Genomic DNA, 21,959 nt, shown 5'->3' with positions numbered 1-21,959 from the left:
ATGACAGAGCTGACCGAGAACGAGGCCCGGGCCGTATCCCAGATCACGGAGCGCGTCGTCTCACACGTCTCGCGGGGGCTCACCGGAAAAGACGACGTCATCCGATCCGCGTTCCAGGTCATGCTGACCGGCGGCCACCTGCTGATTGAAGACGTTCCCGGCGTCGGCAAAACACTCCTCGCGACGGGCCTGGCCCGCGCCTGCCAGCTCAGTTTCTCCCGCATCCAGTTCACGGCCGACCTCATGCCCGGTGACATTACCGGCGTGCGCGTCTACAACCCCGCCGACGGTGCGTGGAAGTTCGAAGCCGGCCCGATTTTTCACGAATTGGTCCTCGCCGATGAGATCAACCGTTCCGGTCCGCGCACGCAATCGGCCCTGCTGGAAGCGATGGAGGAGCGACGGGTCAGCGTCGATGGCACGACCTACCTCACTCCGCAGCCCTTCTTCGTCATCGCGACCGCCAACCCGGTCGAAATGGACGGCACGTTCCAGCTGCCCGAAGCTCAGCGCGATCGCTTCACCGCCCGCTTATCCATCGGTTACCTGGACGAAGCAGGCGAGGCTGCCATGGTCGCGGCTCGTACCGCCGCCCGCCCCGACGAAACCGCGGCTGCGAGCGTGACCGCCGTTGCGAGCGCCAAAGACCTGCTCGCCGCGCAGGTCCTCGTGCGCAAGGTCTACGTCGCCGATGCGCTCTACCGCTACGCAGTCCGTCTGGCCGACGGGACTCGCCGCACGGACGTCTTCCGCCTCGGTATTTCTCCCCGCGGCGTTATTCACGTCATTGTCATGGCCAAAGCCATCGCCATCACCGCGGGCCGCACCCACGTGCTACCGGACGATATTCAGACGGCAGCGCACTCGACGTGGCGGCACCGCCTCACGCTCACCCCGGCGGCGGCGCGCGCCGGCGACAACGTCGGTGACGTCCTGACCAATATCCTGGCCCGCACGCCCTTGCCCTCTCGGACACCGCGCTCATGAAGCGCGTGCGCCCAAGCCTTGTCGCGATCATCGTGATCGCGCTCATCGCTGGTGCGCTCTGGCTCGCAACGACCTACAGCCTGCGTGCGGGAGCAATCGCCGCCGGAGTCCTGGTCGGCATCATCTTTGCGAGCCTCCTCGCCCTCGCGTACCGCGAGCGCAGGATCACGCCGCGACCTCACCACCCGGTCATCACGAGTGGGAAGGTGCCGACCTGGCGGTCCCGCCGGTGGAGCTTCCAGCTGCCGACGCTCAGCTACGGCGTCGCACACCTGCCGAGCTTCGACCTGTTCGCCCTGTTGCCCTTTGGCCTCGCGCGAGCCGCGAGCCCGGTGCGTAGCGATGAGGACATTCTCGTCCTGCCGCGATCGGCCCCGGCCGATGCGCGCTTGCTGTCCGAGATCGTCACGTCCGAGCGGCAGCAGACCTCCTCGATCCTGGACGCGATGCAGGCCCGCGACTACCTGCCCGGCGACAGTCCCAAATCCATGCATTGGAAGGCGAGCGCCAAAACCGGCTCGCTCATGACCAAGGTCGCAGAACGCGTCTCAAAACCCATCATCGCGATAGCGATCGACAACCGCACGACGCACGCGGGGGTGTTCTTCGCCGATGTCCTCGCCACGGCCGTCGGGGTAGCGGAAACCCTCCACGACCTCGGCGCCCAGGTCGCGCTCGTTGGCCCCCGTGGCGAACTGCTCACCGTCGGCGACGATGAGCGGGACATGCGCCATACGCTGGCGCTCATCGAACCCGATACCGACCTCGCCGCCGAGCTCGGATACCTCGATGATGCCCGCGTCGTGCTGTGGGCCGGGGCGGGAACACCGCCCAGCCAGCTGCGCGGAATCCCGGTTCGAGCAATCCCGATCGCGGATTCCTCCCAACCGGCCGCGGGCCCCATGGACGTGACGGGGGTGCGCGCGAGTGAACGCCGCAGGCGCCTAGCGCCCATCGCCTCCCGACTCTTACGTGCACTCCTCGCCTTCGCGGTATCGGTCCTCGCGGTTCGGATCGTCGCGGAACTCGCTCCTGGCGCGTGGACTCGAACGGCGATGATCGCCGCCGGCATCGTCATTCTGCTGGGGTTCATGCTGCGCTCGATTCGCTCCAGCGATTCGACGATCCTCATCGCCGCTCTCCAGGTGCTCGTTCCCATTGGTCTCTACCTGCGGCAATTCGGCCTCGATAGCCCGGCCGGGCTCCTAGGCGGGGGAGCGAACGAACTCGAACGCATGTATCCGGGCGATGCGCCATCGGCGATCCTTGGCACCCTGCTAGCGATCATGACAAGCTTGCTCGCGATCGCCTTCGACACCGACCTGTCGGCCGGCCGGAGCACCATCCATCTGGTGGAGCGCTCTCGGCGCCGCGGCCTGTGGGTCGGTCCGGCCAGCGGGACTGGATTGTTTTCCATCATCGTGCTGCTCGTGCTGCTTGCCCTGCCCGAAGTCTTTACCGGGCAACTCGGTGAGCGCATCAACGTCGCCTTGGCGGCAGCAGCGGTGCTCAGCATTGCCGCCCTCCACCTCGCTCGCGTGCGCCTGATGAAAAGCCCCACAACGGTGCTCGCAACCGGACTAGTGGCAATCAGCCTCGGGGGCCTTATCGGTGCCCTAGCGCCCTTGACGCCAACCTCCCTGCCACTGGCTCAGCACTTTGCTACCGGCGGAGCGCAATCGCTGTACCGCATCACCGGGATGACTTCGCTCGACCCGCGGGTGTCCATCGTGCAAAACTCCATTGCCCCAGCAAACCACCCGATCTTACGCACCTCCGAAGAGATCTACCTGCGAACCGCAGTGCTCACCGCATTCGACGGCCGCAGCTGGTCCATGGGCGCTGCCCCCTCGGTTGTCATGGCCAATGGCGGAGCACCGGAACCAAGCGAGCAGCCGCGCCACGAGCTCGAGATCGTGCCCGAGGACGAAATTGCCGGCTTCCTGCCCGTGCCCGTCCGCCCCCTGCAGATCGCCGGGCCGGAGTTCGGCGTATTCTTCCCGCCCGAGGATGCGCCGGCCGTCCGCGCACTTGGCATCATCGACCCCTATCTCGTTGGTTACACCGCGCAGCCCACGATCGAGGACTACCTGAGCGAGACAATCTCGGTCTCATTCCAGCCTGTGACCGACCTCAGCGTGGATCCCGACGACCAACGACGCGAGCTCGCCGCCTCCATCGTCGGGGAGAGCACCCGGGTCGATGAGCAGCTGGGGGAGCTGTTGCGGTACTTCTCCACCTTTGACTACTCGCTTGACGTGTCGACGCCCCCGGGGGCCGACCCGCTCGAGCATTTTCTTGAGACGCGCGAAGGTTACTGCGAACAGTTCGCCGCCGCCTTCGCCCTGTTCGCTAACGACCTCGGCATTCCCGCCCGCGTCGCCGTCGGTTACGCACCAGGCCGCCCCGACGGCGAGAGCTTCCTTGTCACAAGCGCGCAGGCGCACGCGTGGGTCGAGGTCTTCCTCGATGGCTCCTGGATCACCGTCGACCCGACCCCCGGCGGACCCGCCGTTGACCGCGCCTTGCAGCGCAGACTCGGGACTTTCCCCGGCACGTTGCCCTCGGTTGGGCCGACGCTCTCCCCGACGACGGAGGCCGAGCCGAGCGCCCCAGCAGCCTCTCCGAGCCCGAGTGCGCCGCGGCCCGAAGCAAGCGATGTCGCAGCTGCGCCGCGAACAACGGTCAGCTCTGCGCAGCCGAGCGAACTGCCGCGCTACCTCGCCCTGCTCGCAGTGCTGGCCTCGATCGCGGCTGCTAGCTTCCTGTACTGGCGGCGCACCACCACCATTGAGCAGGCCCTGATTGCTGACGTCGACGACGCGCTGCTCTATGCGCTGCGCCGCTCGGGCTCTGGCGTGCCCGAGGGGAGCACCGAAACCCAGCTCGCCGATTCGCTCGCGGCCGCGCGCAGCGATCTGGCGGCCGAAGGCCGAGAAGCAGCCGAGCTACTTACCCGCGCGAGGTATGCCGCAACGCCCTTTAAGCCCACGCGGGCCGAACGCCAGCGCGCGCGGCAGGTGGCTTCAAAGCTCCGCCGCGAATCATGAGATAATGGCACGCGGATAACACGATTTGAGGATGGAGAACACCCATGGCCGGTCACTCTAAGTGGGCCACGACGAAACACAAGAAGGCAGCCCTCGACGCCAAGCGAGGCAAGCTCTTTGCACGCTTGATCAAGAATATTGAGGTCTCAGCCCGCACCGGGGGCGGCGATCCCGCCGGAAACCCGACGCTGTTTGATGCGATCCAAAAGGCCAAGCGCAACTCCGTCCCGGCCGACAACATCGAGCGCGCCGTCAAGCGCGGCTCCGGCGAGGAAACCGGCGGCGCCGACTGGGAAACCATCATGTACGAAGGCTACGGACCTGGTGGCGTCGCCTTCCTCATTGAGTGCCTCACGGATAACCGCAACCGCGCCGCCTCCGACGTGCGCGTCGCGCTCACCCGCAACGGCGGTACGCTCGCCGATCCGGGCTCGGTGTCCTACCTGTTTTCTCGCAAGGGCGTCATCGTCGTTCCCAAGACGGAGTCCGTCACCGAAGACGATGTCTTTGCCGCCGTGCTGGATGCCGGTGCCGAAGAAGTCGAAGATCATGGCGAGGTCTTTGAAGTCCGCTGCGAAGCAAGCGATGTTGTAGCCGTTCGCACCGCCCTGCAGGACGCTGGCATCGAGTATGACTCCGCCGAGGCTCAGTTCGTGCCGGCAACGGAAATTGAGGTCGACCTTGAGGGCGCGAAGAAGTGCCTGAAGCTCGTCGATGCGCTCGAGGACTGCGACGACGTGCAAAATGTCTTCGCCAACTTCGATGCATCCGATGAGGTCATGGCGCAACTGAACGAGGACTAGTCCTGAGTCCGCTCATCCTAGCGATCGTGGTGGCCGCCTTCCTCCTCGGAGGCGGCCTCCAACGTATTTCCGGGATGGGCACCGGCATCGTCGCCGGACCAATCCTGGCGCTGAGCCTGGGGCCGGTGGTCGGGGTATTAACGACCAATACGGCGGCTATCGCGACGGCCGCGGTTCTGACGATCTCGCTACGAGCCCACGTCGACTGGGGCCGAGTCGCCATGATCTGTGGTCTTGGGACTCTGGGGATCATTGCGGGCGTCGCAGTGATCCACGCCGTCACCTCCGCCTGGCTTGAGGTGTTGATCGCGGTGCTCCTGCTCGCGGGGCTCGCCCTGACCAGCTTCCGGCTTGGTAGTCACCCCGCTCGTGCCCGAAGTGTCGATGCGGCCAGTGGGTTTACCGGCGGACTCATGAATGCTCTCGTGGGCATGGCCGGTCCCATCCTCGTCATGGATTCGCGGATCACCGGCTGGGATCATGTTCGATTCGCAGCCTCGCTGCAGCCCATTTTTCTGGTACTTAACACGGTCTCGGTTCTCGCCAAGCTCATTCCGGGCCTGCCGTCCGGGAGCACCCTGCCGCCCTGGTGGGTCATTCCGGTTGTCATCGCTGCGGTGTTAACAGGCGCCGGAATCGGTGGCCGGTTGGCGAAACGGATCCCAGCTCACCGCGCTCGGGCCCTCGCGATCGTGGTGGCCACGGCCGGCAGCATTTCGCTGTTGGTCAAGGGCTTGTCCGCTCTGATCTAGGATCGAAGCTATGCGTGTCATGGGAATCGATCCAGGCCTCACCCGCTGTGGAATCGCCGTTGTCTCCGGGCCGAGCGCCCCGATCCCTGGCAGCATCGGTAGCGCTAAACCTGGCTTCATCGCGGCCGACGTGCTGCGCACCCACCCCAATAAGGATCTGGAATTCCGGCTCGCCGAGATTAGTACCCAACTCAATCGGTGGGTAGAGACCTATCGACCAGAGGTGCTCGTTGTCGAGCGAGTCTTCGCCCAGCACAACGTCTCCACGGTGATGGCCACGGCTCAGGTTGCCGGCCTCGCGATGGTTGCCGCCGCATCGCGCGGAATCCCCGTTGCCCAGCACACCCCATCCGAGGTCAAAGCCGCGGTCACCGGATACGGAGATGCGCCAAAGGAGCAAATCCAGCACATGGTCAAGCGGATCCTCGGACTTGCAGAGCTTCCGCAACCAGCAGACGCCGCTGACGCGCTAGCCCTCGCCATCTGTCACGTGTGGCGGCAAGGCAGTGCGGTGGCGACCGATACCGCCCAACAGACCAGCGCCCAACAACGATGGGCGGCGGCAGAACGAGCCGCACGGCGGACCGGCTACCGCTCGGGGCGCGGACGCCTTGGCAGGAAACCATCCTGAGATTCCGGCGAGTCCACCATTGTTTCGTACAGCCGTTCTATTATGCTGTATTCGCAAGCTGCGCGTAAGGAGATGTCATGATCGATCACGTCCGGGGCCAGGTCAGCACGATTGGGCTCGACCACGTCGTCATCGACGCCGGCGGCTTTGGGATGCGGATCGAGGCTACCCCGGCCACTCTTGCCGCTTTGCGCACCGGAGACGAAGCCACGGTGGTGACCGAGTTTATTGTTCGGCAGGATGCGATGCTGCTGTACGGTTTCGCTGACGATGATGAGCGTACGTGTTTCCGTGCCCTACAGACGGTCACGGGGGTCGGTGCCCGCACCGCACTCGCTGTGCTTGCGGTTCACAACCCGGATGAGTTGCGACAAGCCGTCGCGACCGACGACATCACCGCCCTCCAGAAGGTCCCCGGGATTGGTAAAAAGTCGGCCTCCCGCATGGTCCTTGAACTGAAGGACAAGCTCGGAGCGCCGCGGCACGAGGTTCCTGCCGCGTCGCCTGTGAGCCAGGCAGATCCGAGCGTGGCTGATGCCCTCGTGGGACTCGGCTGGCAGCTGAAGGCCGCCGAAGCGGCGGTCGAGACGGTCTACCAACCGGGAATGACGACCGCGCAAATCCTGCGGGCCGCCCTGCAGCACCTTGGCGGTAAGAAGTGATGGACTTCGAAGAAGAACGGGTCGTTGACGCCCAGGCGGGAGACCTCGAGCGGGCTGCAGAAGCCGCGCTTCGTCCAGGAAGCCTCGGCGAATTCGTGGGCCAGCCCAAACTTCGCGCCCAGCTCGATCTCGTGCTCACCGCCGCAGCACAGCGCGGAGCGGCGCCCGATCACGTGCTACTTTCAGGGCCACCCGGGCTCGGAAAGACGACACTGGCCATGATCATCGCAGCCGAAACCGGGGGAGTGCTGCGGCCGACCTCGGGTCCGGCCGTCCAACACGCTGGAGATCTCGCGGCGATTCTTTCCTCATTGAACGAACACGACGTGTTGTTCATCGACGAGATTCATCGCCTAGCGCGAGCTGCCGAAGAAATGCTCTACCTGGCCATGGAGGACTTTCGGGTCGATGTCGTCGTCGGAAAGGGGCCAGGAGCCACCTCGATTCCGCTCACCCTGCCGCGATTTACCGTCGTAGGTGCAACGACGCGCGCCGGGCTGTTGCCGGCGCCCCTGCGTGACCGATTCGGTTTGACGGGCCATCTTGAGTTCTACTCCGATGACGAACTCGAACGCGTGCTCACTCGTTCGGCAGGATTGCTGCATGCAACGCTAGATCCGCAGGCTGCCGCTCTTCTCGCGGCGCGCTCGCGCGGAACCCCTCGGATCGCCAACCGCTTGCTGCGTCGCGTCCAAGATTGGGCGCAGGTTCATGGCACCGGCGCACTTGATCTCGCGGCCACCGAAGCAGCACTTGAGCTCTTCGAAGTCGACGCCAAGGGGCTCGACCGCCTGGACCGGGCCGTCCTGCACGCACTGTGCACCCGATTTGGCGGTGGCCCGGTCGGACTGACCACATTGGCCGTGGCCGTCGGGGAAGAGGCCGAAACGGTGGAGACAGTGGCCGAGCCCTTCCTCGTGCGCGAGGGGTTTATCGTCCGGTCGCCCAGGGGACGAATGGCGACGTCGGCGGCATACCATCATCTTGGTTTGACCCCACCTGCCGACGGAGCTTTCCCAGGACTATAAGGTCACACACATCACGTCGTCTTTGTGAAGTGACGGCACTGCCTTAGAATCGGTACGGTTACCGCTGCCCCAACCGTGGAGAGACACATGGATCCGTTGCTGATGATGCTCGTTGTTGTGATCGGCATGGTGTTGCTGATGAACTTCTTTGGCAAGAAGCAGCGCCAAAAGATCATGGAACAACGCGAGAGCGCCATCGTAATTGGAAACCAGGTGCGAACCCAGTCCGGTTTCTATGGCACCGTCGTCGATATCGATGGAGATACCGTCACCCTCGAATCACCTGCCGGTGATGAGACGGTCTGGCATAAGCACGCGATTGCCATGGAGCAGGCTCCGCCCTACGCCACTGCCGAGGAAATCGAACTCGAAGGCGAGAGCGCTGACCCCACTAACCCTGCGCTCACCGAAGGCTATGAGCCCGAATTCGGCGAGCGCTTGGACAAAGGTAACGATCAGCCCGGAGAGGGCCCCACGACGCAGCGATAAGCGCGCCGACTTCGTCGTCCCACCCGTCCCGTTGAAAAGACACCTGTGAATACTGCGCCCAAAAGGTCCACTCCGGAACCGATTAAACCCTCACGTCCACTACGGCCGCTGGCACTCCTCGCGATCCTGGTTATCGCGATCTTTGCTTCGCTGGGAATCGGGACGAAGACCTCCGATGCTAGTTGGGCGCCCAAGCTCGCCTTGGACCTCGAAGGTGGCACCCAACTCATTTTGACGCCCAAGACGACCGACGGTTCACGCATCACGCCCGAGGATATTGACGAAGCGATCGCCATTATTCGCCAGCGCGTGGACGCCTCTGGTGTCGCAGAAGCCGAGATCACGCGGCAGGGCCAACAAAACATTGTCGTGGGACTGCCGGGTACGCCAAGCGATGAAACGCTCGACCTCGTCCGGCAATCCGCCTTGATGCGCTTTCGACCGGTCTTGGAGATCGGAAATCCCGGTGTCGTAACCGAGGAGCAGCTGAAGACTACGCAGGGTGAGGACATCGAGGGCGCAGAAGATCCTTACCTGGCTGCTGCCGATCAAGACAAGGATGGCAAGCTCTCCGAAGAACCCGCGACAGACCCCGCGAATAACTCGGACCCGGCCTGGGTAACCGAGAAGGTCCTCTATGACTTTTTCAAACTCGATTGCACCGATCCGGCGAACCTCACCGGAGGCGCGGCTCACCCGGCCGATAAGCCGATTGTGGCGTGCGACCCGGAAGGTAGTGCGAAGTTCATTCTCGGGCCGACCGATGTCGAAGGCACCCAGATTTCTAGTGCGCAGGGACGTCCGCACTCTAACGGCCAGGTCCTGACCGGCGACTACGAAGTTGGTCTTGAGTTCAAGTCCGAGGGCACTAAGCAGTTCGCCGAAACCTCGCAGCGCCTCATCTCGCTTCCGCCGCCCCGCAACCAGTTCGCGATGGTGCTCGATGGGCTCGTGATTTCGGCGCCGCGGATGCAGTCAGCAATTCTCGACGGTAAGGCCTCCATCACAGGTGGCTTCACTCAGGAGCAGTCCTTCGCTCTGGCCAAGCAGCTGTCCTTCGGCTCGCTGCCTTTGAACTTCGAAGTGCAGTCCGAGGAACAGATCTCCGCGACTCTCGGTACCGAGCAGCTTGAGCGCGGTATTTTGGCGGGCGTTATTGGCCTCGGCCTCGTCATGGTCTACATGATCTTCACCTATCGCGGGCTGTCGGTCATTACGATGGCCTCGCTGATCATGGCTGCGATCCTGTCCTACGGCACGATCGCATTATTGAGCTGGACCCAGGGCTATCGACTCTCCTTGCCAGGTGTTGCCGGGTTGATTGTTGCCATCGGTATAACCGCAGACTCCTTCATCGTGTATTTCGAACGTGTTCGCGACGAGGTGCGGGAAGGCGCAGACCTCCAGACTGCGGTTTCCCGCGGCTGGAAGCGGGCTCGCCGCACGATCCTGGCCTCGGACGCCGTGAACTTCCTGGCCGCCATCGTGCTGTATTTCCTCGCGGTGGGCGGCGTGCGCGGCTTCGCCTTTACCTTGGGCCTGACTACTCTCGTCGATCTGTTGGTCGTGTTCTGGTTCACGCACCCGCTGCTCGAACTGCTCGTGAAATCCCGGTTCTTTGGTGGCGGCCACAAGTGGTCCGGACTAGATCCGACGCACCTTGGCGCCACTCCGGTCTATCGCGGCCGTGGCCGCGGTATTGAGGCACCCAAGCCCAAGAAGGCGAAGGTGACGGCCCCTACGAAGGGATCTAGCACGCTAACCATTGCGGAGCGGCGCGCTGCCGAACGGCGAGCTCAACGCGAAGCGGCTGAGGAGGAGAACAAATGATCTCACTAGCCACATTCGGTAACGAGCTGTACACGGGGGAGCGGTCCTATCCGATCGTCCAGCGACGCAAATGGTGGTTCATCATCGCCATTGCCGCGATGGTCCTGTCCGGACTCATCGTGGGGATCAAGGGGCTCAACCCCGGAATCGAATTCCGTGGCGGCACCGAATTTACGATCTCTAAGACGTCCGTCCACTCGGGCGATGCCGCTCGTGATGTCCTTGCGAAAAACGGGGTGTCTGAACCGCCTCGTGTTTCCACCGTCGGCAGCGACACCGTGCGTATCCAGACCGAGAATATTCCGGTCCCCGAAGGCAAGACCTCCGGCGAAATACTGCGGACTGTCTCAGACGAGCTAGCGAACGCTTACGGCGTTGCCGAAAGTGATGTGACCTCGAGCTCGGTCGGCCCATCCTGGGGGGCCGATGTCTCCAAGAAGGCCCTCCAAGGCCTCGTCACCTTCATGGTGCTGGTAACGATTGTCATGGCGGCCTACTTCCGCGCATGGCGAATGGGCTTGGCCGCGATCCTCGCGCTCATTCACGACGTCATCGTCACGATTGGCCTGTACGCCCTCGTCGGCTTTGAAGTGACGCCGGCATCCGTGATTGGGTTGCTCACTATTTTGGGCTACTCGCTATACGACACTGTCGTGGTGTTCGATAAGGTGCGTGAGAACACCGAGGGCCTGTTCGACCAGTACCAGGTGACGTACGAGGACCAGGCTAATCTCGCCGTTAACCAGACTCTGGTCCGCTCGATCAACACCTCGATCGTGGGTATCTTGCCCGTGGGCTCGATTCTCTTCGTGGGTGCATTCCTGCTTGGAGCTGGCACCCTGCGCGATATTGCGCTCGCCCTGTTTATTGGCATGATCATCTCGACCGTGTCCTCGATCTTCCTTGCGACCCCACTTGAGGTCGTCTTCCGCAACGGAGAAGCACGCATCAAGGAACACACCCGTCGAGTCCAGATCGAACGTGGTGAGATCGACCCCGAGGACGCCACCGCTCCAGTGTCACGGCCGAAGTCCTCGGCAGTCGCTAAGGTGGACACTAGTACTGACGTGGTCGAGCCGGGACAGCACCTGGGAACGCGTCACCAGCCTCGAAAGAAGAAGGGTCGCCGATGAGCTCGCCACAGCTGCCGGTCGAATTGACGGACCTCGTTAAAACCCATATCCGCGAAGTTGCAGACTTTCCGGAACCGGGTGTGCTCTTTAGAGACATCACCCCCCTCCTAGCTGACGGTCCGGCATTCCGGAAACTCATCAAAGGCCTCGCCGAGCACTACCGGGGTCGAATCGACTCCGTGGCGGGATTGGAGTCCCGCGGTTTCATCTTGGCTGCGCCGCTCGCGGTCGAGCTGGAAATCGGGATGATTACGATCCGCAAGGCTGGCAAGCTGCCTGGAGCGGTCTTCGGCGTGGACTATGCCCTCGAATACGGCACGGCACGCATGGAGGTCCATCCGGAGATCGTAAAGGATGGGGATCGCGTCCTCATCATCGATGATGTCTTAGCAACCGGTGGCACGGCACGGGCTGCGATCGATCTCGTGGAGCATTCCGGCGGCAGTGTCGAGGCGCTTTGCATGCTTCTCGAGCTTGCGGGCCTGTCTGGGCGATCCAAGCTCGAAGGCTATCAAGTTGACTCCGTCGTCACATACTAGTGAGCAGAGAACTAGCCAGGCTGGCTTAGACTAGGGGTATGAGTTCACCCGAGTCCACAACCCCAAGTGGGAACACCTCGCAGCGCTCGATGCTGCACTGGCTCGGGACGCGTAAGCACAAGGTCGATCCAGCGATCGAGAAGATCGTTAAGGCCCTGCATGAGAACCACCCCAAGGCACCCACCGATCTGATTGAGCGTGCCTACGTTGTCGCGAAGCGGGCGCACGAGGGTCAGTTCCGAAAGAGCGGCGAGCCATACATCACCCACCCTGTCGCGGTGGCAGAGATTCTCGCTGAATTAGGGATGACGCCGTCAACGCTCGCGGCCGCGCTGCTGCATGACACGGTCGAAGACACCTCCTACCGGCTGTCCGACCTGCGCGCAGAATTCGGCGACGATATCGCGCTGCTCGTCGATGGCGTGACCAAACTCGACAAGGTCAACTACGGCGATGCTGCGCAGGCAGAAACCGTACGCAAGATGGTCGTGGCAATGTCCAAGGACATTCGCGTTCTCATCATCAAACTGGGCGACCGCCTGCACAATGCCCGCACGTGGAAATATGTTCCGTCCGAATCCGCGAAACGCAAGGCTCGCGAGACCCTCGAGATCTATGCCCAGCTAGCGCACCGTCTCGGCATGAACGCCATCAAGTGGGAACTCGAGGATCTCTCCTTCGAAACCCTGTACCCCGAGGTCTATCAAGAGATCATCCACCTGGTCTCGGACCGCGCCCCTGCGCGAACCGAATACCTCAATAACGTCCTTTCGCGCATCGAAGACGTCCTTGGCAAGGCCGGTATTCAGGCAACGGTCACCGGTCGGCCAAAGCATTACTACTCGATTTACCAAAAGATGATCGTGCGAGGGCGAGACTTCAACGACATCTACGATCTCGTCGGAATCCGAGTCCTCGTTGACACCGTGACCCAGTGTTATGGCGTCCTTGGCGCGCTGCATGGCTGCTGGAAGCCCCTTCCCGGCCGGTTCAAGGACTATATTTCGGTTCCGAAGTTTAACCTCTATCAGTCACTCCACACGACGCTTCTTGGTCCCGGTGGTAAGCCGATCGAGGTTCAGATCCGGACCTATGAGATGCATAAGGCCGCGGAGTTTGGCGTCGCTGCCCACTGGAAGTACAAGCAGAATCCGAACGCCACGAAGCCCACGGATGCCCCCGGCTCGGACCCGCAAGACATGCGCTGGCTACGGCAGCTGGTGGACTGGCAAAAAGAAACGCAGGACCCTGCCGAGTTCCTCGAGTCCTTGCGCTATGAAATGGCCTCGACCGAGGTCTACGTCTTCACCCCGCGCGGTGACGTCATCACGTTGCCCTCCGGCTCGACCCCGATCGATTTCGCCTACTCGGTTCACACCGAAGTCGGCCACCACACTGTGGGAGCGCGGGTTAACGGCAAGCTCGTTCCCTTGGAGACCCAGCTCGATAACGGCGACACAGTCGAGATTTTCACTTCGAAGGCGGAGAATGCCGGACCCAGCCGCGACTGGTTGACCTTTGTCGGCTCGGCCCGCGCACGTAACAAGATCCGTGCGTGGTTCTCCAAGGAACGTCGCGAAGAGGCCGTTGAAGAAGGCAAGACCCTCATTGCCAAGGCGATGCGGAAACAGAACCTTCCCATCCAGCGCCTCATGAGCCATCAATCCTTGACGGCCCTTGCCGATGAGCTGAAGTACCAAGACGTTTCGGCCCTATACGCCGCGGTAGGCGAGCGACACATCTCAGCCGGCAATGTCGTGACGCAACTCATCGAGCTCGTCGGCGGCGACGAAGGCGCGGAAGAGGATTTGGCCGAGGCGACGGTGCCCGGCACCCAGCAGGAACGCCGCGCGAGCCTGAATGAACCCAACGTCATAGTCGAGGGCATGCAGCAGGGCGAAGCGTGGGTCAAGCTCTCCAAGTGTTGTACACCCGTTCCAGGTGACGACATCATCGGGTTCGTGACTCGCGGTTCCGGGATTTCCGTGCACAACGTGGATTGCGCGAACGTTGCCAACCTCAAGCGCGAGCCCGAGCGCATTCTCGAAGTTAGCTGGGGGGAGCACCGGCAGGGCTCCTTCCTCGTCCAGGTCCAGGTTGAGGCTATCGACCGTGCGGGACTGCTGAACGATATTACGAAGATCCTGTCGGATAACCACGTCAACATTCACTCCGCTTCCACTTCGGTCAACCGTGACCGACTGGCCGTACTGCGCTTCGTTTTCGAACTCGCCGATGCCACCCATATGACCCATATTTTGTCTGCGTTGCGCAGTGTTGACGGGGTCTATGAAGCCTCCCGCATCCGGCCAGGCGCACGCCGGCAAAGCCGCTAGTGGCCCATCACCTCTAAAATCTCCACGACTTCCTCCCACACGGGGCGGGCGATCTTTGACGCACGGCAGCGGTGGGCAAGCTTCGATGAAGAAATCCGTGAGCGAAGATCGATAATGTCACTCAGGTACGTCAACCCGTGGACGCTCAGCGTGTCCATGATGCTGCGATAGGGCTCGGTCACGACGCGGCTACCAAACCGCACGAAATCCCGATAGTGCAGATGCACGTCCAAGACTCGGGTGCCTGGCGGCGGGGCCTTGGCTCGCGGATAGATCTCGTGAACGTCGGGCACCCGCGCGCCCCACACGAAGAGTGCCGACCGGCCAGCGATGACATAGTCGCCCTGCAGCTGATGGCTTACGATGCGTGACCGGAAATCCGGGTCCGAGCGGATTGGCAGCAGCGACGGGTTCGTCGTGAGGAATCCGAGCTGCCAGGAATCGGTCTCCAGTAACGGATCAATGACAGGCTCGCTTGGGCCCATCGGACGAAGGTGGGCGATCGGGGAGTGCATACCGCCAGTAGACACGACTGCGGGGCGCCGTGGCAGATATCCACAGCGCCCCGAGACTAGGTATAACTAGCTGATGGTGTCGAGCCAGGCCTGTTTGGCGGCGCGCTCTTCCTCCAACTTGGCGACCTTGGCAGAATCGTTGGATTCCTTGGCGCGAGCGATCTTGTCATCGAGCGTGGCAAGGGCATCTTCGATCTGGGTGGCGAGCGCGCTCTTGCGAGCCGTCACTTCCGGATCGGTGGCGCGCCACTGCTCCTGCTCGGCTTCCCGGATCGCATCCTCGACCTTCCGCATCCGGCCTTCGACCTCGTTCATCGCGTTGCGCGGCACGAAACCAATCTGCTCCCAGGCGTCCTGGATGGGACGCAGTGCGGAACGGGCGCGCTTGGGATCGGTGATCGGCAGGAGCGCTTCCGCCTGTTCACACAGCTCGCGCTTCTTCACGAGGTTTTCCTGCTGCTCTTGATCGGCCTGCGCATTCGAGGCGTTGCGTGCATCGAAGAAGACCTGCTGGGCCGCGCGGAAACGCTTCCAGAGCTCGTCATCATCCTTGCGATTGGTGCGTCCCGCAGCCTTCCATTCTTCAAGCAGATCGCGGTAGGCAATCGTCGTGCGTCCCCAATCCGTGGAATCGGACATCTGGGTGGCGCGCTCAATGAGCTCTTCCTTCTTTGCCTTGGATTCCTTTTGCTTGGCATCGAGCCCAGAGAAAAACTGCCGGCGATGCCGGTCAAAGGTGGTGCGGGCGTGCGAGAAGCGCTTCCACAGGGCATCCTCCGTCGGTCGGTCAAGACGCGGGCCACGGCGTTGCGCCTCTTTCCATTCCCCGAGCAGGTCACGGATCTGCTGGCCGGACTGCCGCCACTGCGTCTTTTGGGGATCGCGATTCGCGATCTTCTCCGCCCGGGCGACGATCGCTTCGCGCTGCTCGACCGCTGCCTTCTTAGCCGCTTCGCGTTCAGCTGCCGCCTGCTTCTTGCGTTCTGCGCCTGCGGTCTCCAGCGCCTGGACGCGGGCGCGAAGTCCATCGAGATCACCAACGGCTGCAGGTGCCGCCACCTGTTCCTTCAGGGACGTCAGCGTCGTATCGACCTCACGGGCATTCAAGTGGGGCAGGCGCGCTTCGGCTAGCCGAACTTCGGCATCGAGATCCAGGTAGCGCTGAACGTAGAACGCGAGGGCCTCTTGCGGGGAGGCATCGGGGAACTGTCCGACCGAGCGTTCGCCGGCATTCTCTCGTACCCAGACGTTGCCCTCCTCGTCGACCCGGCCGTATTCTCCGGCCTGGTCAGCATCCAGACTCGGCGCGGCAACCGTCACCTGCGGGACACCCGTCGGGGCGGTGAGGGGAGCGGCCGATGGCGGCGGCACCACTGGCGCTGCGGGCGGCGGAGTCGGGCTTGGAACGGGAGCTGCAGCAGGCGGCGCCGGCATCGGAGCCGCGGGGGCCGTCTCGGTGGCGTCCTGCGAAGGAGTTTCTTCTTCTTTCGGCGGCTCGGGAGCCACAGCCGCCGGGGCCGGCTCGGCCTCAGGTGATGCGTCGGCTGGAGGAGCCTCGGTAGGTGCTTCGGTCTCCCGGCTACCTTCGTGAGCGGGAACCTGTTCGGGATTCTGCTGCTCTTCGGTCAACGGACTCACTCCTTTTCGTGGTTGCGATACCGCATGGGACTCGCGAGGGCGCGCGTAATCGATGCGCACAGTACATCACCACTCTAGTGTCTTGCAGATCACCTTTCCTCATGAGTGGCTCGATATAATCGAATCGTGATCATTCGTCGCTTCGTTTCTCCCGTGCTGGCCGCTAATTGTTACATTCTTTTCGATCCTGAATCGAAATCTGCTGTCGTCGTCGACCCCGGTGCTCTGACTTCCGAACCTGTCGGGCAGTGGCTCGCCGAGCACGATGGATCCGTCGCGGCGGTTCTGCTTACCCACGCGCATCCGGATCACATGTGGGATGCGGCAGCAGTTGCGGGGGAGCAACCCGTCATCGTGCCCTCGCCCGATCGCTACCGCTTTTCCACCCCAAACTTCGGCCTGCCGCCGGAGTTCGCTTTTGAAGCCTTAGCTGGTTATCCGCTCTCGGCCCCGACGAACCTCGTTGAGCTGGCCCCTGAGGTTTGCCAAGGCGAGGGCGCGCCGATTGCTCCGGGCATCGTCATTCGGGGTATTCCCGCGCCCGGTCACACCGAGGGCTCCACTGTCTTCCTCGCCCAGGCAACCGCAGACGCGGAGCTCCCGAGCTTTGGTAACGTCGGCGAGCAAAGCGATTCGGGCGTGCGCCTCGTCATGCTCGGCGGTGATGTGATCTTTGCGGGCTCGATGGGCCGCACCGATCTTCCGGGTGGCGATGATGAGGAGATGAAATCCTCGCTGAGGACCTTGGCGACCGTCATTTATCCCGAGACGATGATTCTTCCCGGTCACGGCCCCGCCACAACAATGGCGCATGAAAAGGCAACAAACCCATTCCTGCAATTCGGTGCGCGTTAGGCGAGTAGTTCGAACCGGGGGCCGGAGCGTGAAACAATAGGAGCCATGGTTCGCTCCTCGATTTCTGGGTTCCCTGAACTCCTACCTCACGAACGTTTCGCCGAGCTTCAGATGCTCGATTCTTTGCGACGCACGTTCGAGCTCCATGGTTTTAGCCCGCTGGAAACTCGGGCCGTCGAAAAGCTGGAGACGCTGGCGAAAAAGGGCGAGACGTCCAAGGAGGTCTACGCACTGTCGCGGATCCACGATGTGAAGAGCGATAGCAGTGACGCGCAGCTGGGGCTCCATTTCGATTTGACGGTGCCATTCGCACGTTTTGTCGTCGAGAATTCCGGGCATCTGGTCTTTCCCTTCAAGCGCTATCAGATCCAAAAGGTCTGGCGCGGCGAGCGGCCCCAGGAGGGCCGGTTCCGGGAATTTGTCCAAGCCGATATCGATGTCGTCGGCCAGGACACGCTGCCATTCCACTACGAGGTTGATCTCCCGCTCGTTATGGCTGAAGCGCTTGAAAGCCTCGATATCGGCCAAACGATCATTCAGGTCAACAACCGCAAGGTGTGCGAAGGCTTCTACGAGGGCCTGCAGATCGTCGATGTTGCCGGCACGCTGCGCGCGGTCGACAAGCTCGACAAGATCGGCGAGGAGGGGGTCGCACGGATTCTCGTCGACGATGGCGGGCTGAGTACGCAGCAGGCCGAAGCGGCGCTCGACCTCGCGCGGATTTCCGGTGAGGACGCCACGGAAGTCATCGAGCAGGTGCGTGCGCTCGACGTGTCGACCGAGCTACTCGAGGTGGGCCTGAGTGAGCTGGGGGATTTGCTCACCGAAGCGCAGGCGACCCGGCCCGGCGCGATCCGCGCGGTGCTGAAGATCGCGCGCGGCCTGGACTACTACACCGGCTCCGTCTACGAGACGCTGCTCGTCGGCCATGAAGACCTCGGATCCATCGGTGGCGGGGGACGCTACGATTCGCTCGCAACCGTCGGAAAGCGCAGTTTCCCGGGTGTTGGTATCTCCATCGGCGTCACCCGGTTGCTCTCGCGGCTCCTGGCGAGCGCCGAAGTGGGGCGGCCGGTCGCAACGGTCGTGCTCGTGGCCGTGACGAGCGAAAGCGAGCGCCACGCCTCCAATGAGATCGCAGCTCAGCTCCGCGCGCGAGGCATTGCGGCCGATGTTGCCCCAACGGCAGCGAAATTCGGCAAGCAGATCCGCCACGCCAACCGGCTTGGAATTCCCTTCGTCTGGTTCCCGGGCGACAATCAGGTCAAGGACATTCGAAGTGGCGAGCAGGTCGAGGCTGATCCGCGCTCCTGGCAGGCCCCGGATAAGGACCTATACCCCGTGGCCCGCTGGCGACAAGGAGACATGTCATCGTGACCGATCACGCGGCTGCGCCCGCCCGTCACGTCGGGGATGCCCTGAGGAAGGTCCGCACGAGCTTTGCGGGCCTGCAGTTTCCGTTTGAGCTCCGCGACGCGCAGCGCGGCAAGGCGCTGAGCCGCCAGGCGATGACTCAGCTCGATGACTACCTCATCCCGCGCTACGAGGCCCTGGATGCGCCGCTGCTCGCGGTCGTAGGTGGTTCGACCGGCGCGGGGAAGTCCACGCTCGTCAACTCGCTGCTTGGCACGAATGTCTCCCACACCTCGGCGATCCGGCCGACGACGCGCCGGCCCGTGCTCATTCACCACCCCGATGACACCTCGTGGTTTGAAGGCTCGCGGATCCTGCCGGATCTGGCTCGCGTGCGACGCGGCATCGATGAGCGCATGTCGCCCGTGGAAGAGGGCAGCACCAGCGAAGTCGAGATCCGCGCGACGCGGCGCGTCCCGCCGGGACTTGCGCTCCTCGATGCGCCCGATATCGACTCGGTAGAAGAAAAGAACCGCGCGCTCGCCCGCCAGCTCCTGGCCGCGGCCGATCTGTGGATCTTCACCACCACCGCGGCACGCTACGCCGATGCGGCACCGTGGGAGTTCTTGAGCGAGGCTGCGCGACGCAAGGTCGTCGTCGCCGTCGTGTTGAATCGTGTTCCGTCGGGGGCGGCCTACGAAGTCCGCTCCGACCTGACCCGTCGGCTCACCGAGGCCGGCTTGGCGCAGGCACCCGTCTTTACTATCGGCGAGCAGAACATTACCGACACGGGACGCATCCCCGTGGAATCGATCGAGCCAATCGTCGGATGGCTGAAGGGCTTGACGGATAACGCAGCGACGCGAGCCATGGTCGCACGCACGACGCTGGCCGGCGCGCTCGACGAGCTCGTTCGTACCGGCGCTGATGCGATCGATGCCTCGCGCGACACGATCTCGTTTTATACGGACCTTGCGCGCCGCGTCGACGACTCCTATGCGGACGCACACTCGCGGATCACCGAGGCCACGAAGGATGGCTCGATGCTGCGTGGCGAGGTGCTCGCGCGCTGGCAGGAGTTCGTCGGCACCGGGGACTTCATCCGATCGATCGAAGCGGCCGTCGGGCGGATGCGGGACCGGCTCGGGGCGTTTTTCAAGGGCAAGCCCGCGCCCGAAGCCGAGGTCGAAGAAGCGATCGAAACCGGGCTATTCACCCTGCTGGCCGCCGAAGCCTCGCGTGCCGGCAGCGAGGTCGACTACGCCTGGCAGCGCGAGCCCGCCGCCCGCGAACTCCTCATGCGCGCCCACATCAACCTGCCACCGCGAAGCGAGCTCGATGACCGTGCAGCGCAGACGGTTCGGGCCTGGCAACGCGACGTTCTCGAGATGGTCCGAAGTGAAGGCGAGGATCGACGCTTCTCCGCTCGCACGATGTCGCTCGGCGTCAACACCCTCGGGATCGCGCTCATGCTCGTGATCCTGGCTTCCACCGGTGGCGTGATTACCGGCATGGAGGTCGCCGCTGCCGGCGGCACCGCCGTCGTCGGACAAAAACTCTTGGAAGCGGTCTTCGGCGATGAGGCCGTCCGCAAGATGGCTCGCAATGCGCGCAAGAACCTGGAGGAACGCGCGGGCGAACTGTTGGCCTGGCATGCCCAGGCCTACCGGTCGCCGCTGACCGACCTGGGGCTCGATCCCGCAGCGCCCGATACCCTGCACGATGCCTTGATCGACCTGTCACGCGCCCGCAAAGCAGAAGGGCTGACCGCCTGATGGCCACCATCGCCGAGCACCTCAATCACCTGACCCGTGCCCTCGACCTCGCCGACGGTAGGTTCGACCCGGCCGTGATCGAAGCCGGCCGGGAGGTCGTCTCCAACGTCTCGGCGCGCGGCAGCGTCGATACGACGAGGACCGTCGCCTCCCTGTTCGGAACGACGGGCTCCGGAAAATCCTCGCTCCTGAATGCGCTGACGAAGACATCCTTCGCGCGCGTGGCCCACACCCGGCCAACAACCACCGAACCGCTGGCCCTCGCGCGCGCCATCGATGCCGAGACCACGGCGCTGCTGGACTGGCTCGAGTTCTCCCAACGCGCGACGAGCGAAGTCCTCAGCAAGGATCTCGTTCTCGTCGACCTGCCGGACATCGACTCCGTCGAACGTCACCACCGCGAGCTCAGCGAGAAGATGGCCAAGGTCGTCGACGTCCTCGTGTGGGTCATGGACCCGCAAAAATACGCCGACGCCGTCGTCCATCACGACTTCCTCGCGCCTTTGGCACGCCACGCGGACGTCACGGTCATCGTCCTGAACCAGATCGACCAGATCGCGCCCGCTGATGTGCCCGGCGTCGTCGCCGACGTCAAGCGCCTGCTCGCCGCCGACGGGCTGTCGAAGGTCGAGGTCGTGACGACATCCGCGAAGACAGGAGCGGGCGTCACCCAGCTGCGCGAAACCCTCGAAGGCATTGCCTCCCGGCAGGAAGCGGTGCGCGCAAAGTCCCGCTCCGAGATCACTCACGTGGCCAAGCGCCTGCTGGCGGAGGTCGATTCCTCCGAGACCTCGCTCGCGCCGACCCAGCCGCTCGTGACCGCCGCTGCGAAGGCCGCCGGGATGGACGCGCTCGCCTCGGCCGTGGCGCGTTCCTATCAGCGCCGCAGCACTCAGCATGTGGGGTGGCCGTTCGTGCGCTGGGTTGCTCGCCTCCGGCCCGACCCGCTGGCAAAACTCCACCTCGCGGCTGGACGCAAGGATCGGATCGAGCGCGAAGCGATCGTGCCAACCACCTCGCTTCCCGCCCCGACGGCGGTGCAGGCCGCCAACGTGCGCTCCAGCGCGCATGAGTTCGTCTTGGGTTCGGCGAAGAATCTGCCCGATAGGTGGCGCAATGAGCTCGTCGCCGATACCCAGGCTCGCATTCCGGCGCTGACCGACAGCCTGGATGAAGCCCTCGCGCGGGTCGAGCTGCCGCTTGCCCCCGCCCGCTGGTGGACGCTCGCGAGCATCATCCAGGTCCTGGCAGCGATCGCGGTCCTCGTGGGCGGCGGCTGGCTCGCGGCGATCGCGGTCGCCTCCTACCTCCAGTTCGACCTTTCGGCTCCGACGTGGCGCGGCATCTCAGTCCCAACGCTCATCCTGCTGGCAGGCCTTGCCATCGGCCTCCTGCTTGCTCTCATCGGGCGATTGACGGCGCGCGCCGGCGCAAAGCGACGGGCCGCCATCACCCGTTCCCGGGTCATGACGGCCGTCGATTCACGAATCGAGCGCCAACTCATCCAGCCGGTACGCGAACAGTTGGAGGATTACTCCTTCTTCGTCGACGCGGCCAGACGCGCGGCAGGCACGCGCTAGAAG

Annotated in this window: 18 protein-coding genes; 16 read left to right on the top strand and 2 right to left on the bottom strand. The window is 63.5% G+C overall.

All coding sequences use genetic code 11. The features are described 5' to 3' along the window. From MUN85_RS06845 to MUN85_RS06790, 12 genes are all read left to right on the top strand, one after another. Complete coding sequence (locus MUN85_RS06845; protein ID WP_250505998.1) at positions 1-987, top strand: AAA family ATPase; 987 nt, start codon at positions 1-3, stop codon at positions 985-987. Then, positions 984-4,037 (top strand): transglutaminaseTgpA domain-containing protein, encoded by a 3,054-nt coding sequence (locus tag MUN85_RS06840; RefSeq protein WP_250505997.1) that lies wholly within the window; start codon positions 984-986, stop codon positions 4,035-4,037. Before MUN85_RS06845 ends, MUN85_RS06840 begins: the two co-directional genes overlap by 4 nt. Before the next feature lie 44 nt (positions 4,038-4,081). Beyond that, a complete protein-coding gene (locus MUN85_RS06835; RefSeq protein WP_250505996.1) occupies positions 4,082-4,840 on the top strand; it encodes a YebC/PmpR family DNA-binding transcriptional regulator in 759 nt (252 codons plus the stop codon). Between the two features lie 26 nt (positions 4,841-4,866). Continuing rightward, complete coding sequence (locus tag MUN85_RS06830; protein ID WP_250505995.1) at positions 4,867-5,592, top strand: TSUP family transporter; 726 nt, start codon at positions 4,867-4,869, stop codon at positions 5,590-5,592. A 10-nt stretch (positions 5,593-5,602) separates the two neighbouring features. Further along, the gene (ruvC, locus tag MUN85_RS06825) at positions 5,603-6,223 is read left to right on the top strand and encodes a crossover junction endodeoxyribonuclease RuvC (RefSeq protein ID WP_250505994.1); all 621 of its coding nucleotides are present in this window, start codon (positions 5,603-5,605) and stop codon (positions 6,221-6,223) included. Between the two features lie 77 nt (positions 6,224-6,300). Beyond that, a complete protein-coding gene (ruvA, locus tag MUN85_RS06820; protein WP_250505993.1) occupies positions 6,301-6,885 on the top strand; it encodes a Holliday junction branch migration protein RuvA in 585 nt (194 codons plus the stop codon). Next, complete coding sequence (gene ruvB / locus MUN85_RS06815) at positions 6,885-7,913, top strand: Holliday junction branch migration DNA helicase RuvB (protein ID WP_250505992.1); 1,029 nt, start codon at positions 6,885-6,887, stop codon at positions 7,911-7,913. The genes ruvA and ruvB overlap by 1 nt, the downstream gene beginning before the upstream one ends. Positions 7,914-8,000: 87 nt before the next feature. Further along, positions 8,001-8,402: a preprotein translocase subunit YajC gene (locus MUN85_RS06810; RefSeq protein ID WP_250505991.1), complete on the top strand. Its 402-nt coding sequence runs from the start codon at positions 8,001-8,003 to the stop codon at positions 8,400-8,402. A gap of 45 nt (positions 8,403-8,447) precedes the next feature. Then, the gene (secD, locus tag MUN85_RS06805; RefSeq protein WP_250505990.1) at positions 8,448-10,232 is read left to right on the top strand and encodes a protein translocase subunit SecD; all 1,785 of its coding nucleotides are present in this window, start codon (positions 8,448-8,450) and stop codon (positions 10,230-10,232) included. Beyond that, complete coding sequence (gene secF / locus MUN85_RS06800; protein WP_250505989.1) at positions 10,229-11,365, top strand: protein translocase subunit SecF; 1,137 nt, start codon at positions 10,229-10,231, stop codon at positions 11,363-11,365. The genes secD and secF overlap by 4 nt, the downstream gene beginning before the upstream one ends. Next, entirely contained in the window at positions 11,362-11,904 is a 543-nt protein-coding gene (locus tag MUN85_RS06795; RefSeq protein WP_250505988.1) for an adenine phosphoribosyltransferase, read from the top strand. The genes secF and MUN85_RS06795 overlap by 4 nt, the downstream gene beginning before the upstream one ends. Before the next feature lie 38 nt (positions 11,905-11,942). Further along, entirely contained in the window at positions 11,943-14,240 is a 2,298-nt protein-coding gene (locus MUN85_RS06790) for a RelA/SpoT family protein (RefSeq protein ID WP_250505987.1), read from the top strand. Here the strand turns inward: MUN85_RS06790 and MUN85_RS06785 are convergent. Next, the gene (locus MUN85_RS06785) at positions 14,237-14,755 is read right to left on the bottom strand and encodes a hypothetical protein (RefSeq protein WP_250505986.1); all 519 of its coding nucleotides are present in this window, start codon (positions 14,753-14,755) and stop codon (positions 14,237-14,239) included. The genes MUN85_RS06790 and MUN85_RS06785 overlap by 4 nt on opposite strands. Before the next feature lie 66 nt (positions 14,756-14,821). Further along, the gene (locus tag MUN85_RS12740; protein WP_431603550.1) at positions 14,822-16,393 is read right to left on the bottom strand and encodes a DUF349 domain-containing protein; all 1,572 of its coding nucleotides are present in this window, start codon (positions 16,391-16,393) and stop codon (positions 14,822-14,824) included. Positions 16,394-16,519: 126 nt separating this feature from the next. Here MUN85_RS12740 and MUN85_RS06775 point away from each other — a divergent pair, with 126 nt between their 5' ends. The 4 genes from MUN85_RS06775 to MUN85_RS06760 are packed head-to-tail and all read left to right on the top strand — an operon-like array spanning position 16,520 to position 21,956. After that, positions 16,520-17,248, top strand: coding sequence for an MBL fold metallo-hydrolase (locus MUN85_RS06775; RefSeq protein WP_250505985.1), 729 nt, complete (start codon positions 16,520-16,522; stop codon positions 17,246-17,248). A 45-nt stretch (positions 17,249-17,293) separates the two neighbouring features. Further along, positions 17,294-18,625 carry a histidine--tRNA ligase gene (gene hisS, locus MUN85_RS06770; protein ID WP_250505984.1) on the top strand — a complete coding sequence of 444 codons (1,332 nt, stop codon included), beginning with the start codon at positions 17,294-17,296 and terminating at the stop codon, positions 18,623-18,625. Then, positions 18,622-20,376 (top strand): dynamin family protein, encoded by a 1,755-nt coding sequence (locus MUN85_RS06765; RefSeq protein WP_250505983.1) that lies wholly within the window; start codon positions 18,622-18,624, stop codon positions 20,374-20,376. The genes hisS and MUN85_RS06765 overlap by 4 nt, the downstream gene beginning before the upstream one ends. Further along, positions 20,376-21,956 (top strand): GTPase, encoded by a 1,581-nt coding sequence (locus tag MUN85_RS06760; RefSeq protein WP_250505982.1) that lies wholly within the window; start codon positions 20,376-20,378, stop codon positions 21,954-21,956. Before MUN85_RS06765 ends, MUN85_RS06760 begins: the two co-directional genes overlap by 1 nt. Positions 21,957-21,959 lie beyond the last annotated feature (3 nt).

This window comes from Bowdeniella massiliensis (genome assembly GCF_023634005.1).
GTDB lineage: Bacteria > Actinomycetota > Actinomycetes > Actinomycetales > Actinomycetaceae > Bowdeniella > Bowdeniella massiliensis.
Note: the sequence above shows the minus strand (reverse complement) of the source record. Positions and strands in the feature narration are given on the sequence as shown.